General features: G+C 57.3%; 18 protein-coding genes and 1 pseudogene. 9 read left to right on the top strand and 10 right to left on the bottom strand.

The genetic code is table 11. The features are described from left to right. The 6 genes and pseudogenes from ACFOFO_RS12470 to ACFOFO_RS12495 all read left to right on the top strand — a co-directional run. Window positions 1-201 (top strand): annotated as a pseudogene (locus ACFOFO_RS12470) (MlaD family protein); the annotation flags it as partial. Beyond that, entirely contained in the window at window positions 191-436 is a 246-nt protein-coding gene (locus tag ACFOFO_RS12475; RefSeq protein ID WP_390324791.1) for a hypothetical protein, read from the top strand. The pseudogene ACFOFO_RS12470 and the gene ACFOFO_RS12475, both read left to right, overlap by 11 nt. A gap of 157 nt (window positions 437-593) precedes the next feature. Then, window positions 594-1,223 carry a malonic semialdehyde reductase gene (locus tag ACFOFO_RS12480; RefSeq protein ID WP_390331664.1) on the top strand — a complete coding sequence of 210 codons (630 nt, stop codon included), beginning with the start codon at window positions 594-596 and terminating at the stop codon, window positions 1,221-1,223. 149 nt (window positions 1,224-1,372) lie between these two features. Continuing rightward, a complete protein-coding gene (locus tag ACFOFO_RS12485) occupies window positions 1,373-1,639 on the top strand; it encodes a DUF1275 family protein (protein ID WP_390331665.1) in 267 nt (88 codons plus the stop codon). A 16-nt stretch (window positions 1,640-1,655) separates the two neighbouring features. Further along, window positions 1,656-1,820, top strand: coding sequence for a hypothetical protein (locus ACFOFO_RS12490; protein ID WP_390328084.1), 165 nt, complete (start codon window positions 1,656-1,658; stop codon window positions 1,818-1,820). Window positions 1,821-2,086: 266 nt separating this feature from the next. Beyond that, window positions 2,087-3,655 (top strand): thioredoxin family protein, encoded by a 1,569-nt coding sequence (locus tag ACFOFO_RS12495; protein WP_390324789.1) that lies wholly within the window; start codon window positions 2,087-2,089, stop codon window positions 3,653-3,655. 141 nt (window positions 3,656-3,796) lie between these two features. Here the strand turns inward: ACFOFO_RS12495 and ACFOFO_RS12505 are convergent, their stop codons facing one another. From ACFOFO_RS12505 to mltG, 10 genes are all read right to left on the bottom strand, one after another. Beyond that, on the bottom strand, window positions 3,797-4,939 hold the full coding sequence (locus ACFOFO_RS12505) for an extracellular catalytic domain type 1 short-chain-length polyhydroxyalkanoate depolymerase (RefSeq protein ID WP_449369373.1): 1,143 nt from the start codon (window positions 4,937-4,939) through the stop codon (window positions 3,797-3,799). A gap of 183 nt (window positions 4,940-5,122) precedes the next feature. Then, complete coding sequence (phaP, locus tag ACFOFO_RS12510; protein WP_390324787.1) at window positions 5,123-5,689, bottom strand: TIGR01841 family phasin; 567 nt, start codon at window positions 5,687-5,689, stop codon at window positions 5,123-5,125. A 296-nt stretch (window positions 5,690-5,985) separates the two neighbouring features. Next, window positions 5,986-7,356, bottom strand: coding sequence for a nucleotide 5'-monophosphate nucleosidase PpnN (gene ppnN, locus ACFOFO_RS12515; RefSeq protein ID WP_390331666.1), 1,371 nt, complete (start codon window positions 7,354-7,356; stop codon window positions 5,986-5,988). Between the two features lie 260 nt (window positions 7,357-7,616). Continuing rightward, window positions 7,617-8,282 carry an ankyrin repeat domain-containing protein gene (locus ACFOFO_RS12520; protein WP_390324785.1) on the bottom strand — a complete coding sequence of 222 codons (666 nt, stop codon included), beginning with the start codon at window positions 8,280-8,282 and terminating at the stop codon, window positions 7,617-7,619. 7 nt (window positions 8,283-8,289) lie between these two features. Then, complete coding sequence (locus tag ACFOFO_RS12525; protein ID WP_390331667.1) at window positions 8,290-9,069, bottom strand: TatD family hydrolase; 780 nt, start codon at window positions 9,067-9,069, stop codon at window positions 8,290-8,292. Between the two features lie 138 nt (window positions 9,070-9,207). Continuing rightward, the gene (locus ACFOFO_RS12530) at window positions 9,208-9,705 is read right to left on the bottom strand and encodes a GNAT family N-acetyltransferase (protein ID WP_390324782.1); all 498 of its coding nucleotides are present in this window, start codon (window positions 9,703-9,705) and stop codon (window positions 9,208-9,210) included. A 107-nt stretch (window positions 9,706-9,812) separates the two neighbouring features. After that, window positions 9,813-10,193, bottom strand: a complete 381-nt coding sequence (locus ACFOFO_RS12535; RefSeq protein WP_390324779.1) for a PilZ domain-containing protein — start codon at window positions 10,191-10,193, stop codon at window positions 9,813-9,815. Window positions 10,194-10,213: 20 nt separating this feature from the next. Further along, on the bottom strand, window positions 10,214-11,278 hold the full coding sequence (locus ACFOFO_RS12540) for a DNA polymerase III subunit delta' (protein ID WP_390331668.1): 1,065 nt from the start codon (window positions 11,276-11,278) through the stop codon (window positions 10,214-10,216). A 42-nt stretch (window positions 11,279-11,320) separates the two neighbouring features. Then, the gene (gene tmk / locus ACFOFO_RS12545) at window positions 11,321-11,932 is read right to left on the bottom strand and encodes a dTMP kinase (RefSeq protein ID WP_390324778.1); all 612 of its coding nucleotides are present in this window, start codon (window positions 11,930-11,932) and stop codon (window positions 11,321-11,323) included. A gap of 71 nt (window positions 11,933-12,003) precedes the next feature. Further along, window positions 12,004-12,990 (bottom strand): endolytic transglycosylase MltG, encoded by a 987-nt coding sequence (gene mltG, locus ACFOFO_RS12550; protein WP_390324777.1) that lies wholly within the window; start codon window positions 12,988-12,990, stop codon window positions 12,004-12,006. Window positions 12,991-13,119: 129 nt separating this feature from the next. On the opposite strand from mltG, the gene ygfZ reads away from it, so the two are divergent. The 3 genes from ygfZ to ACFOFO_RS12565 all read left to right on the top strand — a co-directional run bounded on the left by ygfZ (window position 13,120) and on the right by ACFOFO_RS12565 (window position 15,396). Next, window positions 13,120-14,226, top strand: a complete 1,107-nt coding sequence (ygfZ, locus tag ACFOFO_RS12555) for a CAF17-like 4Fe-4S cluster assembly/insertion protein YgfZ (protein WP_390331670.1) — start codon at window positions 13,120-13,122, stop codon at window positions 14,224-14,226. 130 nt (window positions 14,227-14,356) lie between these two features. Then, window positions 14,357-14,668, top strand: a complete 312-nt coding sequence (locus ACFOFO_RS12560) for a DUF4936 family protein (RefSeq protein ID WP_390331671.1) — start codon at window positions 14,357-14,359, stop codon at window positions 14,666-14,668. Continuing rightward, window positions 14,659-15,396, top strand: a complete 738-nt coding sequence (locus ACFOFO_RS12565; protein ID WP_390331672.1) for an NRDE family protein — start codon at window positions 14,659-14,661, stop codon at window positions 15,394-15,396. Before ACFOFO_RS12560 ends, ACFOFO_RS12565 begins: the two co-directional genes overlap by 10 nt. The last annotated feature ends 20 nt before the right edge of the window (window positions 15,397-15,416 follow it).

A 15,416-nucleotide genomic window follows, 5' to 3' on the forward strand; every position in this document is an offset into this window, starting at 1 on the left:
GTGGGGCAGACGAGCCAGGCTTTAAAAGATTCTCTTCCGCAATTGCACGGCATGATCAACGACTTTTCTCGTAGCTCTCATGTGCTGGACCGCGTGCTATCGGACGTCCAGCAGCAACCACAAAGTTTATTGTTCGGGCGAACGCCAGGATTACCCGGCCCCGGTGAACATGGATTTGTGGCGCCGCCTGATGCACATTAATTCATTGCGCCCCTATTCTGTCGCAATCGAAATCGCGCTTCATCCTGCTGACAATTCTCCGCCTCTTTCGCAGATCAATCGCTGGCGGAATTTTAATGGCGCATGGTGGTTTAAGTTGAAAAAAGTGCTGGCGAACGGTGATCACTCACGCTGTAATGATTGCGGAATTTTGCCAACCATGAATTTTCCAGCTCGGCGCAATTTAGCGATTCGCCAATATTGGGCTCAGCAATGAAGCAATCACTAAATGGCAGCACAGAAAAATTCCTGACAGCAGGCGCCATTCCACAGCGCGACTGACTCATGAGCAAAGTCATTCCATTTTGCTTGATTGCTCCTATACTTTTCTGGTGGCGGCATCGTCAACGCTAACCAACATTTGAGATATGACCATGAGCAACCAACTGAGCGAAGACGGACTTGATCTCCTATTTTTCAAGGCGCGCACGCACAATACCTGGCTAGATAAGCCGGTGAGTGACGATACCTTGCACCGCCTCTATGACATCATGAAATGGGGGCCGACCAGTGCCAATTGTTCTCCGGCGCGAATTTTATTCCTGCGCACGCCCGAAGCGAAAGAGCGACTACGACCGGCGCTGGCACCGGGCAATGTGGAGAAGACCATGGCAGCACCGGTCACGGCCATCATCGGCTACGACGGAAAATTTTTTGAGCTATTGCCAAAACTATTTCCCCATGCGGATGCACGCGCCTGGTTCGCCGATACCCCGGAACTCGCAGAGGTCACTGCCAGGCGGAACAGCTCGCTGCAGGGAGCCTACTTCATGATCGCGGCGCGCGCCCTCGGATTGGACTGTGGGCCGATGTCCGGATTCGACCAAACGAAAGTCGACCATGAGTTCTTCCCGGACACGAAGCGAGTGAACTTCGGGTACGAGTATTTTCCGGACAGCCACATCAAGACCAACTTCCTGTGCAACCTAGGCTACGGAGATCCAACTAAACTTTTCGCGCGCAGCCCTCGCCTCGATTTCGATGAGGCATGCAAACTACTTTGATCCGGAAACCAAAAACTTATAGTGTCTTAAAAATAGGCACTCTTTATCCGTCAGGCAGATACGGGAAAACGGTTTCCTTATTCATGAAAAAATACATCAACGGCAATGTCAATATGCCGACGTTGCCCTCCAACCGACGGTGACTGCCTTTGGGTTCCTCATTACCAGTCGTATTTCTAGTGTTGGGTTTAAAGGCGGCGCCGATCGCACAAGCCGATGCTGACGCGCTGCTGACGGTGATGACCGGCATGTTCGGCGTGGCGGCGATGGCTGTGCAAAACGCCGCATCGCGATTGCTGTTCGGCGCGCTGTCCCCTACCACAGTCATGACGGGGAATGTGACACAGGTGGTAATCGACGCGGTCGACATCTTGCGAAACGTCGGCAACCGTATCGGCCAACACCGGCGCGCCTAACACCGACGCGGCCAAAATACCAGCAAAAAAGATGGCACCCCTGGTGTTAGCCTTTGCCGTGGGCGCCATCGCCGGCGCATTGGGCTATCACACGCTGGGTTTTGCCTGCCTCGGCATCGCGGTAGTTATCTTGGCCGTGGTTTGCTGGATCGTGCCATCTGAGCAATCGCTCCTGCCTTAGGAGCGAGTCCCATTGGTCGAGGGCGAACGCGCACCGGTTACGCCGCCCTACTCCTCCTCGAGCTGCTCAAATCGCATTGCCAAAACGTCAATCAGCTTGCGAACGGAAGGACGCAATCCGCGCCTGGCCGGAAATACCGCTGAGGCGAGACAACGGCGCTCATTGGCCTTACTATGCTATCCGTATAGCAACATGTGATCGGCCGGTGTCGGACCAAACACGGTCGACTGCAAATGCTTATAACAACCATCCATGGAGCCCACACTATGTCTTTGCGTACCGCCGCGATCGTGGCATTACTGATTTCTGTGGCACCCGCCTTGTCGATTGCCGCCAACCTGAAACCCGCGACGATGTCTGCGTCAGGCCAGGCAAAATCGCCTGACGGTATCGCTTGGTACGATGGCGATATCGATGCTGCATTTGCTTATGCGAAAGCGCATGACAAGCCTTTGTTCTTGTATTGGGGCGCGGCCTGGTGTCCGCCTTGCAATCAGGTCAAGGCTACGATATTTAACCGTCAGGACTTCATCGAACGCTCCGGTTTCTTTGTCCCGGTCCATATAGACGGCGACGCACCAGGTGCCCAGAAGCTCGGCGATCGCTTCAAGGTGCGCGCCTATCCGACCATGATCCTGTTCAAGTCCGACGGCAAGGAAATTACGCGGTTACCGGGCGAGGTGGATGCAGACCGGTATTTGAAGACCTTAACCCTCGGCCTGAACGCCAATCATCCGGTCAAGGAAACCTTGGCGGCGGCGCTGGCCGGAAAAAAACTGTCCGCCGACGAGTGGCGGCTGTTGGCATTTTATTCCTGGGAAACGGACGAGCAGCAACTCGTCGGAAGCAGCGACCTGTTGCCGACCTTGCAGCGACTGGCCAAAATCGCTCCTGCCGGCGATACCGCAACGCGGTTGGCGCTCAGTGTACTGGTGGCCGCGGCTAACCAAAAGCCGGAACCAGTGTCGTTCGATAAGGCCGCCGCTAGCAAACAATTAATGGGCGTGCTCGCCACTCCGCGTATCGCCAGGGACAACATGGATTTGCTGGTGAATTATCCTGCCGAGATCGTTGGCTTCGTCGCGCCACCGAAATCCGCTCCCCGTGCGGCGTTGGTTCTGGCTTTCGATAAGGCAATGCAGGTACTCGACGCCGATCGCCGCCTGTCAAAAACTGATCGCCTGTCGGCGCTGGCGGCGCAAGTGTCACTGGCGCGCATCGACGTACCGCAAGGGCCCCTGTCTGCGGGCTTGCTGCAGCAAGTGAAAGCGCGAATTGCCGAAACCGATCGTGCTACCACCGATGTGTACGAGCGCCAGTCGGTGATTAACATCGCCGGCCACATCCTGACCGATGCCGGTCTGCTGGCTGAGTCGGACCTCCTGCTCAAGGCTGAGCTCCAGCGCTCGCATTCGCCCTATTATTTCATGTTGAGCCTGGCATCGAATGCCAAGAAACGCGGCGATAATGCCGCGGCGATCGGTTGGTATGAGCAGGCATATCAGGCTTCCAAGGGGCCCGCGACTCGTCTGCAATGGGGTGCAACTTATCTCAGTGGCCTGATCGATCTGGCACCACAGGATGAAGCCCGGATCGGCAGCGTGGCGCGCAGCGTTTTCGAGCAGGTCGGCCAGACGCCGGGGGCCTTTTACGAACGCAATCGTTCGGTGCTGGAACGCGTCAGCCGCAAGCTGACCGACTGGAACAAATCGGGCCAGCACGCAGCGGTATTGCGCAGTGTGCGTGCTCAGCTTGACGACGTTTGCCGCAAATTGCCGGCGGCCGATGACCAGCGTTCGACCTGTCAGGGGCTGCTCAAACCGGCCAAAGTCTGATCTCCCGCCCTTCCCGATTGCGTCTGCGCCGCAATCGGGCGGGGGACTGATCGTTTATTGAATGACGCCAGAATTGGCGTGCTGATTGTAGCCCTCGCTGCAGGATTGCGGCGACCTGAGCAAGGTGCAGGCGCCCATCGGCTACACGATAGGCGAACTCGTTTCAACCTCGCGCCGGTGTTTCGCAAAGAAATCCCACATCATCTTGCTGGCGTCGGGTCCCTTGTGCTCGTGAAAGCGCACCGAGGCATCCCCGCCACTCCATGCGTGATCCAGTTGCTGAATCTCGCAGATCTTCAATATCGGCTGTTTACCGATGAAGTATTCACTGGTGCTGTATGCATTACCGGAGCGAGGGCCGCCCGGCTTGCTCCCCTCCTTGATCAGTAGTGGCGCGCCTTTGCTGCCGGACAAGCGGTTCAGTACTCTGAATTGTCTGGTCAGGTGCACCAGATTGATCGGGCGCACGATTCCGTCCTGCTCGCCATGGATCAGGATCGCCGGCATGATCGGGAATAATTCGAATTTGGAGGTCGCGTGCCTGATGGCCGTTTTCAGTGCATCATCGGCACCGTTCTGCATCACCGAGTAGGCTTCCATGCGCGAATCGGCAGCGCCAAATACGGTCCCGGAGTGCAAACCGACGGCGGCGATCAGGTGCGGATGATTCAGTGCGACGATGTGGGCCATTGCAGCGCCGGCCGACAGACCGGCCACATAGATACGGCTCGGGTCGATCGGGTGTTTCTGAATCGTATTCTCGAGAATGGCGACGATCGATTTGACTTCGCCACCACCCTGCTGCACCGTTCGTTTATACCAGCGCCAGCATCGGCTCGGGTCGGGCGTCGCCGATTGTTGCGGATAGAGGACGGCAAAGCCGTGTTGTTCGGCCAGCAGATTCATCCGCGTACCCTGCGCAAACTGGGTCGCGCTCTGCGCGCATCCATGCAGCATCACCACTAGCGGCATCGGAGTGCGCATCTCCCGATCAGGCAAATAAAGCCAGTAGCTCATCCTGCTGGCCGTCCTCGCGCCGTCGATCAGCGGCGATGTGTAGGTTGATTTCAGCCATTTTCCTGGCGCAGTCGTCGCAAAGGCATGCGCCTTCTCAGGCGCGCTTGCCGGAGCCGAGCGGGTTCGTGATGGATTGACGCGGCGCTTCGCCTTGCCTGCCACTGTGGCAAACATACCTTTGACCAGCTTTAGATTCTTGCTTTGTTGGGATTTGATGATGCGTTTGACACTGCGACCCCAGATACTGGTGAGTTTTTTGAGTATCATTCGTTGCCTCGTTCAGTGCCGGACCATCCCGACACTGTGCTTCTGGCACATTCGTTGCGCCGACAATCGCCCGTTAAAACGATGGCCGAAGACGACAACGGGCCGCAAGCGCGACCCGTTTACTTCCTTTGGCTGAATATTCCGCCTCGTATGCTGCTTACATCTGACTCATGCTACCAATATTTATTTCTTTGAGGAAATATTCACTGCTTTTTCGGCGGCTTGGGTGAATTGGTCGGCGGCCTTGGTGACATGGGCTTCGACTTTTTCGGCGTTCTGCTTGACGCTCGTGGATAGTTGCTCGTAACCGGTATTGGCATTGGCTACGACCGACTTCAGAATGCCGACTGCGCTTTCGGAACCGGCAGGCGCATTTTTCGCGACTGCGTCGACTGCTGCATTCAAATTTGCCTTGGCCTCTGCGATTTGCGCTTCGGTTGTCTTGGCAAACTCTGCCTGGATGCCGGATACGATCTCGCCCAGGTGGCGGCCATACGACGTGGCTTTCTCGGCAGCCGGTTTGGCTTGGGACGCCGCTAATGCGAAAAATTCCTTGGCGTCCTTGGCGGCAAACAATTCCTTGGCCGATGCGGTCGATTCCTGTACCGATGCTTTGGTCGCGGCCAAATTCAACGCGATCACTTTTTCCGTACCTTCGAATGCTTTTGCGGCCAGCGCATGGAATGCGGCCAGTTGGGATTCGAAAGCGGCTTTGGCATTGTTTGAAAATTGTTCTTGAAATGAAAACATAAACTTCTCCTTGGAATGCAATGGGTTAAGTATGTAGATCGCCGTGGAAATGGTGCGCTGCAACAAAACCCATTTTACGCGAGGATGGCCGTATGTCTAGCGTTTTTTTAGCAAAAATTCGAATTCATGGAGATAACTGGCGTAGATTTTATTTAAGGCAATAAAATCAATTGCTTACAAGGAAAAAATTTACCTAAAGCATTACAAGACCTGCTTTCACGCGAACTGCCGTCGATGCTTTCGCAGCGTGAACTGATGTTGCTGCCGCGCAGCATGATGATGATGCGCAGCAGCGGTTATTTTACAATCCGATAACAAGGTTTGTACACGGTGCCAGGCAATTTCATCCGGTGTTGTGCGACAAAGGCTGCCAACAAGGCATCCATCGGTTCCATGATGCTGGCGTCGCCGTGAATCTCGAAAAGACCATATTGTTCGATCGCGCGTATGCCCTGATCCTTCACGTTGCCGGCCACCACGCCGGAAAATGCGCGGCGCAGATTGGCCGCCAGCAAGTGTGGTGGCTGATCACGTTGCAGGTGCAGGTTGCGCATGTTGACGTGCGTTGGAACGAACGGCTTTTGAAATTCATGGTCGATCCGCAACAACCAGTTGAAATAGTAGGCATCGCCCTTGCTCTTGCGGTATTCCCGCACCTCCTTGATACCTGCCTGCATTTCCTGCGACACCAGCGCCGGGTCGTCGATGATGATTTTGTAGCGTCGCTGGGCTTCCGGGCCCAAGGTAATGCCGACGAAGTCATCGATCTGGTTGAAATAATCGGCAGCGCTGGCGGGACCGGTAAAAATCAGCGGGAACGGCAACTGGGCATTATCGGGATGCATCAGGATGCCGAGCAGATAAAGGATCTCTTCGGCGGTGCCGGCGCCGCCTGGAAAAACCACGATGCCATGGCCGGTGCGGACAAATGCTTCCAGACGTTTTTCGATGTCCGGCAATATCACCAGGTCGTTGACGATCGGGTTCGGTGATTCCGCGGCGATGATGCCCGGTTCGGACAGGCCAAGATAGCGGCCGCCGGTGATACGCTGTTTGGCGTGACCAATGGTGGCGCCCTTCATCGGGCCTTTCATCGCGCCGGGACCGCAGCCGGTGCAGATGTCCAGTCCGCGCAGGCCCAGTTGATAACCGACTTCCTTCGTATAGTTGTATTCGGCATTCGAGATCGAATGTCCGCCCCAGCACACCACCAGATGCGGATTGCTGAGCGGTCGCAGCACATTGGCATTGCGCAGGATGTGGAATACCGAATCGGTGATCCCTTCGGACGTGCCGGCGTCGAACTTCGGGTTGTCGGTGATCTCGTCGCTGACAAAGATCACGTCGCGCAGCACGGCGAACAGATGCTCCTGGATCCCCTTGATCATCTTGCCGTCAACGAAGGCATCGGTCGGTGCGCCCTTGACCTCGAGCTTGATGCCGCGCTCGCGCTGAATGATGCTGATGTCAAATCCCTGGTAGCGCTCCAGCAGTTCCTTGCCGCTGTCGATCGGACTGCCGCAGTTAAGGGCGGCCAGCGAGCAGTTGCGAAAGATGCTGTACAAGCCGCCCTGGCTGGTATCGAGCAATTTGTTGACTTCGGCCTTGGACAACACGTCCAGACGGCCTTCCGGCGAGATTTGGGTGTCGATTACGTCGTATTTCATATTGCGCTTTCTGAAGAGGGGGCAATCCGACCTTGGGTGGAATGCCTCAGTACTTGCCATTGCCGCTGATCCAAAAGCCCAAGGGCAAGGTTAATGCGGCGCCATACATTGGGGCCGCGAATGCTACATCTTACCTTGATATACTCCATAGATTATATGGCTGCAGCCGCATACAATACAGTCTAATTTCACACATACTGTCAATGACGCATATGCCGATGATGGTGCCTCGACGTGACAGCGGCGCTGCAAGACAGGCCCTACCGTTTGCCCGCCTTCTTGAGCCGATAGGTCAGGCCTTCTGCAATGTCCTTGTGCTCGTACATCGTCGCGATATCGATTGCGGAGAGCCCCTGGACGTTCCTCAGCGTAGCGTCGGCGCCTTCATCGAGTAGCAGCTTTACCGTATAAATATGGCCGCCGCGTGCGGCCATCATGATCGGCGTCGTCTTGTTCGGGGATTCGGCATCGATATAGGCCGATTTGTCGAGCAGCAACTGGACGATCCGGTTGTTGCCGCTCGCCGCGGCGTAGTGCAACGCGGTCCAACCCGGTTGGTTGACCTCGGCGTCCTTGGCCAGCATCGCCTCGACCGCCGGCAGATTGCCCTTGAAGGCGGCGATCATCAGCGCGGTGTCGCCGTTGCGGGAACGCGCTTCGAGATTGATATCTGCGGCGTGCAGCAGCACCTGGAATACTTTCATCGAATCTTCACGCAGCGCCAGGATGAGACCGGTATCGCCGCGCTCTTCTTCGATCAAATTCGGATCGAGACCGCGCGCCAGCAAGGATTGGACCGCACTCGCGTTGTCGATCTGAACTGACTTGAAAAAGTCTGAATAAGACCCGGCGACACTGACGGCAGGCATCAGGAGCACGATGCACACGACCCAGAACCAGCGTCGAATTTTCGTCATAATCAACATTAAATTATCACCGTACTATATTGAATAATTTAAAGAAATTATCGGTAGTCTGCTGTGCCACCTGGGCCAGCGGGAGGCTTTTCAGTTGCGCCAAAAATTCGGCGACATGCTTGACATAGGCCGGCTCATTGGTCCTGCCGCGAAACGGTACCGGCGCCAGATAAGGAGAATCGGTCTCGATCAGGATCCGCTCCAGTGGGACGGCGCGCGCCACGGCCTGCAGGTCCTTGGCACTCTTGAAGGTTACGATGCCGGAAAACGAGATGTAAAACCCCATCGCCATCGCCGCCTCGGCAACTTCCAGTGATTCGGTGAAGCAGTGCATCACGCCGCCCACGCCGCCGGCATCGGTACCGGCGCCCTCCTCCTGCATGATACGGATCGTGTCGGCCGAGGCCGCGCGGGTATGGATGATCAGCGGTTTGCCGCTGGCGCGCGAGGCACGGATATGGACCCGGAAGCGCTCGCGCTGCCATTCCAGGTCGCCCTGCAACCGGAAATAATCGAGCCCAGTTTCGCCGATAGCGACGATGCGCGGGTGCCTGGACAACGCCAGCAGCGACTCGACGCTCGGTTCCGGCGTATCTTCATAGTCCGGATGGACCCCGACCGACGCATAGACGTTCGGATATTTTTCCGCCAGATCAAGCACTTGCGGGAAATCCGGCATGTCGACCGACACGCACAAGGCGTGACTGACCTGGTTTTCCGCCATGTTGCGGAAGATTTCCGGCAGGCGGGCCGCGAGATCGGGAAAATTGATGTGGCAGTGAGAATCGATATACATAGGGGAATTGTACGCTGCGGCCCGCATGTCTTGGCGTACCGGCCAGCACGGAAATTGAGATTTGGCAGGGGCCGACGCATATGGCCCGCTGAAAGAATGCAGCAATTAGAATGCAGCAATTGCGCGCCGCTGGTCAGACTAGGCGACGCGCTTGCCGACGATGATTACGTCCCGCTCGACGCCATCCAGTGTGGCCACGCGTGGCAGGGTGGCCCAGCGCTCGAAACCGAACGCATCAAACAAGGCCAGGCTCGGCATGTTGTGCCCGAAGATGAAGCCGAGCAGCGTGTGGACCGATATCTGCGGCGCAAATTCGATCGCCTGCATCAGCAGGTAGCGTCCCAGCCCTTTGCCGCGCGCCTGTTGACTGACATAGATCGACAGCTCGGCGGTGCCGGCATACGCCGGTCGACCATAAAAGTCGGAATACGACAACCAGGCAACCACCTTGTCATCCTGCTCCACCACCCACAGCGGGCGCCTTTCCGGGGTATGTTCCGCGAACCAGGGCAGTCTTGATGCGACCGTGATCGCTTCGGTATCGGCGGTGACCATCCGTGACGGAATGGTGGTGTTGTAGATCGCGACGATGGCGGCTAAGTCATCGATCACCGCATGGCGGTGGGTAGTGGACATGGGATGAAGTCGGTGTTGTTGCCAGCGGTGATGGCAGTTTTCTATGTTGATGAATTGCGGCAATAAAAAGCAGCGTTCTAAACCGCAACGCCTGTATCAAGCCTGTATCACAGCGTGTGCGTGCTGCGCGTCGATTTCAGCGCGACGCCGAGGAAATCCTCGATGCATTGCTTGGCGCGCAGGCCGCTTTCATCTTCCGGGAAGTGCACGCCGATGCCCTGCGCCTTGCTGTTGTTGGCGCCTGCCGGTGTGATCCAGACCACCTTGCCGGCGATCGGATATTTGTTTGGATCGTCCATCAGGGTCAGGATCAAATAGATCTCGTCACCAATCTTGTACGGTTTGTTGGTTGGTACAAAAATGCCGCCGTTCTTCAAAAATGGCATGTAAGCCGTGTACAGCGCCGACTTTTCCTTGATCCCGAGCGACAGAACCGATGGCCGCGCAACTGCAACGGCTTTTTCTGGGGTGGCATTGGTGGTGCTCATAATGGTCCTCGGTGTTCTTGTCAGGTCTGCAGTGGCAGTGGCGAAGGTAGCGACACGTAATCGAGCAGCATGTCTTCAATGAAGAGTTTGGCCGACAACGGGTGATCCGCGATCGCGCGGCGGTCGTTGATTGCCTTGCACGCACCGAGCAAATGCGTGACGTTGATCTGTGCCGCTTGCGCCATAATTTCTTTGCGGTAACGAGGATAATACCGGATTGTGCCCGACATCTTGTAAGAAAATAGGTCGTACAACCAGCGTTGTAACCACGCAACGAGCTGAATGGCTGGCGTTTTTTGCAATTTTTCCGCTGTTTTCAGCGCACCGTCGACACTCGGGTTCGATAATTGGCGCAGCAACTCTTCCATCTCGTCCCGATTGCCGTCCTGCGCCAGTTGCAACGCTGTCAGGGGTGCACCGCCCTGCTCCGCCAGCCACATGTCGGCATCCTTGACCCCTTGTTGTTGCAACCAGAGCAAGGACTCGGCCGGTGATGGCGTCGCCAGTGCAAACTTGCGACAGCGCGACAGGATGGTCGGCAGCAAGCGGTCGAGGCTGTTCGAAATCAGCAGGAATACGGTATTCGGTGGCGGTTCTTCCAGCATTTTCAGCAGCGCGTTCGAGGCGGCGGTATTGAGCGCTTCGGCCGGGTACAACACAATCACGCGCATCCCCTGGCGATGCGTCGAGACATTCATGAAGTCGGTCAGCGCACGGATCTGATCGATCTTGATTTCCTTGGACGGTGCTTTGGTCGCCTTTGCGCCTTTTTTTCCGTCGCCGGGATCGGCGGCACCAGCCTCTTCCGTGTCGGCGACGTCGCCATCTTCCAGTACTTCAGGCCGCACCCGCCGATAATCGGGATGTCCATATTGCAGGAACCAGCCACACGATGGACAGGTTCCGCAGGCATGGCCGTCGTCGGCCGGCGCCTCGCACAACAGCGATTGGGCGAATTGTTCGGCAAAAGCAGTCTTGCCGATGCCTTCGGCACCATGCAGCAGGATCGCGTGCGGCAGCCGCACGCGCATGTGCTGCAACTGCTGCCAAGCCTCATGTTGCCAAGGATACATCGAGTTAGTCATGCCGCTTCAAGTAGCCTATTTTTTTTAAAAAACATCAATAAATCAAATGCTTGCAACGATGTCCGCAAGTAGTGCGCGAACATCATTCAGGGGCCGCGTCGAATCGATCACGCGAAAACGCAGCGGAAATTGCTTGGCCCGCCGCAGGTATTCGTTGCGGGTCGCGGCAAAGAATCCAGCCTGTTCCTGCTCGAACTTGTCGAGTGCACGCGTCGCGTCCAGCCGGGCGCGCGCGATTTCCAACGGCACGTCGAACAGCAACGTCAGGTTGGGCTGCAAATGCGGGTGCACCCATTGCTCCAGCGCTTCGAGCTTTTGCAACTCCAGTTTGCGTCCGCCGCCCTGATAGGCAAAGCTGGCGTCGGTAAACCGGTCAGTAATCACCCAGTCGCCCCGCGCCAGCGCCGGCTCGATCACCTGCGCCAGATGTTCGCGCCGCGCCGCGAACATCAGCAGCGCTTCGGTTTCCAGATGCATTTTTTCGTGCAGCAGCAATTCGCGCAATTGCTCGCCGAGCGTGGTGCCGCCCGGTTCACGCGTCGTCACCACGGTCAGGCCGCGCGCCGCCAACAGTTCGGCGACATAACCGATATGGGTCGATTTGCCGGCGCCGTCGATGCCCTCGAAACTGATGAATTTGCCGCTTGCAGCCATGTTTACAGTCATCTTATACAGTCACACTCATTATGCATTGCTCTGAGAATCGATCTTGCTCATGAACCTGCTCATCTTTGGTATTGATTGACGGCCCGGTTGTGATCGGACAGCGTGCTGGAAAAGTGGCTGGAACCGTTGCCGCGCGCGACGAAGTACAGCGCATCGGTGCTGGCCGGATTCAGGGCTGCGTTAAGCGACTCGATCCCGGTCAGCGCAATCGGTGTCGGCGGTAAACCGCCGCGGGTGTAGGTGTTGTACGGCGTATCGCGTTCCAGATCACGCTTGCGGATATTGCCCTTGTACAGATCGCCCATGCCGTAGATCACGGTCGGATCGGTCTGCAGGGGCATCCCGAGCCTCAGCCGATTGACGAAGACAGCGGCGATCATGTCGCGTTCGGACTTTTGGCCGGTCTCCTTTTCGACAATCGATGCCATGATCAACGCCTCGTACGGTGTCTTGTATGGCAGCGACGGGTCGCGCGCGCGCCAGGCATCGTTCAGATGCTTGAGCATCGCCTGATACGCCTGTTTGTAGATTTGCAGGTCGCTGGCGCCCTTGGCAAACAGATAGGTGTCAGGGAAGAATAATCCCTCGGCAACCGGGTAGTCGCACGCAATTTTCGCGAGTATTTCCTGGTCCGACAATTGCGCCGTGTCATGCTTCAGCGCCGTATTGTCGGCCATCGCCTGCCGCATTTGCTTGAAGGTCCAACCTTCGATGATGACCAGCGATTCCTGTGCGAATTCGCCGCGCACCAGTTGATCGATCAGACGCAGCGGCGTCGTGTTCGGTTTCAATTCATAACTGCCCGCCTTCAGCTTTGCGCTCTTGCCGGTCGTGCGCGCCAGCAGGATCAACAGCATCGGCTCGACCGGTACGCCGGCATCGGCGATCTGCTGAGCGGTACTGCGCAGGCTGCTGCCGGGCTTGATCGAGAACTCGATGGCTTGCGGCGCCGTGCCGATTGGCTGTTGCGCCCAGAACGCGAGGCCGGCAGCGCCCAGCAGGCCGAGGAGAATAATGCCGACGAATAATTTTTTAATGAATGCCATGCGTGAAGTGGTGAAAGCGCTGAAAAAATGCTACTGCCGACGTGATTCTGGCGACATATCTATAATAAGACCGTAATCATAACGGCTAACCGGGAATCCTCTGAGAATATGCATAATTTGGCAAGCGACATGTTGAACAATACGGCCGGCGAAACGGTAGCGGCAAGCCTGTCGGACTGGCACCAATTTTTGACGCAATACGGCACGGCGACTAGCGCTGCACCTAATGGTGAGTCCCCCATCAGCAGCGGCGTCATTGGCAATGGATTTGTCGCCCCCTTGAACGATCTGGGCCTGATTGCCGTGGCCGGCGAAGACGCGACCAGTTTCCTGCACAATCAATTGACCAACGACGTCGAGCATCTGGGCGCCAACGACGTAAGACTGGCCGGCTATTGCTCGCCAAAAGGCCGGCTGCTGGCGACCATGCTGATGTGGAAGAGCGCGGACGCGATCATGTTGCAACTGCCGCTGGAGATTCAAGCGGCGGTACAAAAACGCCTCCAGATGTTCGTGCTGCGCTCCAAGGCCAAACTGGCCGATGTCGGCGCCCAGCAGGTGCAGCTTGGACTGGCTGGGGTAGCGGCGCAAGCCGTCCTCAAGAACTGGTTTCCCGATCTGCCTGGCGCGCCGTATGCGAAAGTCGACAGTGCGGCTGGGTCCTTGCTGCGCCTGGCCGACGCGCTCGGTGCGCCGCGCTATCTGTGGATCGCCACACCCGACACGGCAATTGCCGCCTGGCCGAAGCTGGCGACCAGCCTGACGCCGGCCGGCAGCCAGTGGTGGCGCCTGTCGGCAATCCATGCCGGGGTGCCGCAAATCACGCTGCCAACCCAGGAGCAATTCGTGCCGCAGATGGTCAATTACGAACTCATCGGTGGCGTCAATTTCAAGAAGGGTTGTTATCCCGGCCAGGAAATCGTCGCCCGCACGCACTATCTGGGCAAACTCAAGCGCCGCATGATGCTGGCCTCGATCCCGATGTCCGGCGCAGCAGTCGAAGCGCGCGCCGGCGCCGAAGTGTTTTCCAGCGCGGATCCGGATCAGCCCTGCGGCATGATCGTCAATGCGGAAGCCAATGGCGATCAGCGGATCGACTGTCTGGTCGAGCTCAAGCTGGCGGTGCTCGATGCTGGTAGCGTGCATCTCGGTTCGGCCAATGGCCCGGTATTGCAGTTCGCCGACCTGCCATACGCGTTGCCCCATGAGTTGCCGGCCGGGGCGAGTCCCGGCTGAGTTATTTGGTCGAAAATATACTGGATGGGGTATTTTTTTATCCGCGCCATAGCATTGCGGGATAACCCAATTATTAACCATACCCCCGCATTTTTTGTAAAAAGTGCATAAAATTGGAAGCGCCGCCGGCATGGATTTTTATATTTACTATCGGGTCCGGCCTGAGCACGCCGCGGCTTTGCAAACACGCGCCACCGCCATGCAGATGACGCTGCGACAGACCTTTGGCATCCGTGCCGGCATCAAGCGCCGTCCGGTGCCAGTCGAGAGCGGTGAACCAAACATGCAAACCTGGATGGAAGTTTATTTAGCAGTACCGCCGGAAGCCAGCGACGATTTCGCCGTCGCGCTGGACCGCGCAGTGCAGCAATCCGACTTGGCCTTGTTGATCGACGGCCAGCGTCATGTCGAACGTTTTATGGATGTCAGCCCATGTGCCTGATTGTTTTGGCGTGGCAGGTGGTGCCGTGCGCACCGTTGATCGCAGCCGCCAACCGCGATGAATTCTATGATCGTCCGACTGCCACCGCCGACTGGTGGCCTGACCATCCGCAGATCTACGCCGGGCGCGACTTGCGCGATGGAGGCAGTTGGATGGGGGTGACCCGCGACGGTCCGCGTGGCAGCCGCTTCGCGGCCATCACCAATATGCGATCCGCCGCAGAAAAGAAACAGGACGCGCCATCGCGCGGCATGCTGGTCGCCGATTTCCTGGCGTGCGAACTCACGCCGCAGGAATATATGGCGCAACTGGCGGAACGGGCCGATCAATTCAATGGCTTCAACCTGCTGGTCGCGGAGCGCGACACGCTGATCTGGTTTTCCAATCGCGGGCAGCAGGACCCGCGCAACGGCGTCCCGCTGGCGCCCGGAATTTATGGCTTGTCGAATGGGCTGCTCGATTCGGCGTGGCCGAAAGTAGTCCGCACCAAGGCGCAATTTGCCAGCCTGATCTGCCAGTGCGCGTCCGAAGAGGCCTATTTCGAGATGCTGGCCGACACCACGCGCGCGCCCGACGTGCGCCTGCCCGATACCGGTGTCGATCTGGAATGGGAAAGAATCCTGTCGTCGGTCTGCATCGAATCACCGAGCTACGGCACCCGTTCATCGACGTTGGTGCGCCTGCATACCGAGGCGCCGGCCATGTTGCACGAGCAGATCATCAGATAAGGTACTGTCTGACGGGGCGT

Origin of the sequence: Pseudundibacterium arcticum, from assembly GCF_042646465.1 — a bacterium.
GTDB lineage: Bacteria > Pseudomonadota > Gammaproteobacteria > Burkholderiales > Burkholderiaceae_D > Undibacterium_A > Undibacterium_A arcticum.

What these genes read in the sequence shown, in the direction of transcription:
- ACFOFO_RS12475 (WP_390324791.1), top strand. Translation starts at nt 191, where the DNA reads ATGCACATTAATTCATTGCGCCCCTATTCTGTCGCAATCGAAATCGCG.
- ACFOFO_RS12480 (WP_390331664.1), top strand. Translation starts at nt 594, where the DNA reads ATGAGCAACCAACTGAGCGAAGACGGACTTGATCTCCTATTTTTCAAG.
- ACFOFO_RS12495 (WP_390324789.1), top strand. Translation starts at nt 2,087, where the DNA reads ATGTCTTTGCGTACCGCCGCGATCGTGGCATTACTGATTTCTGTGGCA.
- ACFOFO_RS12505 (WP_449369373.1), bottom strand. Translation starts at nt 4,939, where the DNA reads ATGATACTCAAAAAACTCACCAGTATCTGGGGTCGCAGTGTCAAACGC.
- phaP (WP_390324787.1), bottom strand. Translation starts at nt 5,689, where the DNA reads ATGTTTTCATTTCAAGAACAATTTTCAAACAATGCCAAAGCCGCTTTC.
- ppnN (WP_390331666.1), bottom strand. Translation starts at nt 7,356, where the DNA reads ATGAAATACGACGTAATCGACACCCAAATCTCGCCGGAAGGCCGTCTG.
- ACFOFO_RS12520 (WP_390324785.1), bottom strand. Translation starts at nt 8,282, where the DNA reads ATGTTGATTATGACGAAAATTCGACGCTGGTTCTGGGTCGTGTGCATC.
- ACFOFO_RS12525 (WP_390331667.1), bottom strand. Translation starts at nt 9,069, where the DNA reads ATGTATATCGATTCTCACTGCCACATCAATTTTCCCGATCTCGCGGCC.
- ACFOFO_RS12530 (WP_390324782.1), bottom strand. Translation starts at nt 9,705, where the DNA reads ATGTCCACTACCCACCGCCATGCGGTGATCGATGACTTAGCCGCCATC.
- ACFOFO_RS12535 (WP_390324779.1), bottom strand. Translation starts at nt 10,193, where the DNA reads ATGAGCACCACCAATGCCACCCCAGAAAAAGCCGTTGCAGTTGCGCGG.
- ACFOFO_RS12540 (WP_390331668.1), bottom strand. Translation starts at nt 11,278, where the DNA reads ATGACTAACTCGATGTATCCTTGGCAACATGAGGCTTGGCAGCAGTTG.
- tmk (WP_390324778.1), bottom strand. Translation starts at nt 11,932, where the DNA reads ATGGCTGCAAGCGGCAAATTCATCAGTTTCGAGGGCATCGACGGCGCC.
- mltG (WP_390324777.1), bottom strand. Translation starts at nt 12,990, where the DNA reads ATGGCATTCATTAAAAAATTATTCGTCGGCATTATTCTCCTCGGCCTG.
- ygfZ (WP_390331670.1), top strand. Translation starts at nt 13,120, where the DNA reads ATGTTGAACAATACGGCCGGCGAAACGGTAGCGGCAAGCCTGTCGGAC.
- ACFOFO_RS12560 (WP_390331671.1), top strand. Translation starts at nt 14,357, where the DNA reads ATGGATTTTTATATTTACTATCGGGTCCGGCCTGAGCACGCCGCGGCT.
- ACFOFO_RS12565 (WP_390331672.1), top strand. Translation starts at nt 14,659, where the DNA reads ATGTGCCTGATTGTTTTGGCGTGGCAGGTGGTGCCGTGCGCACCGTTG.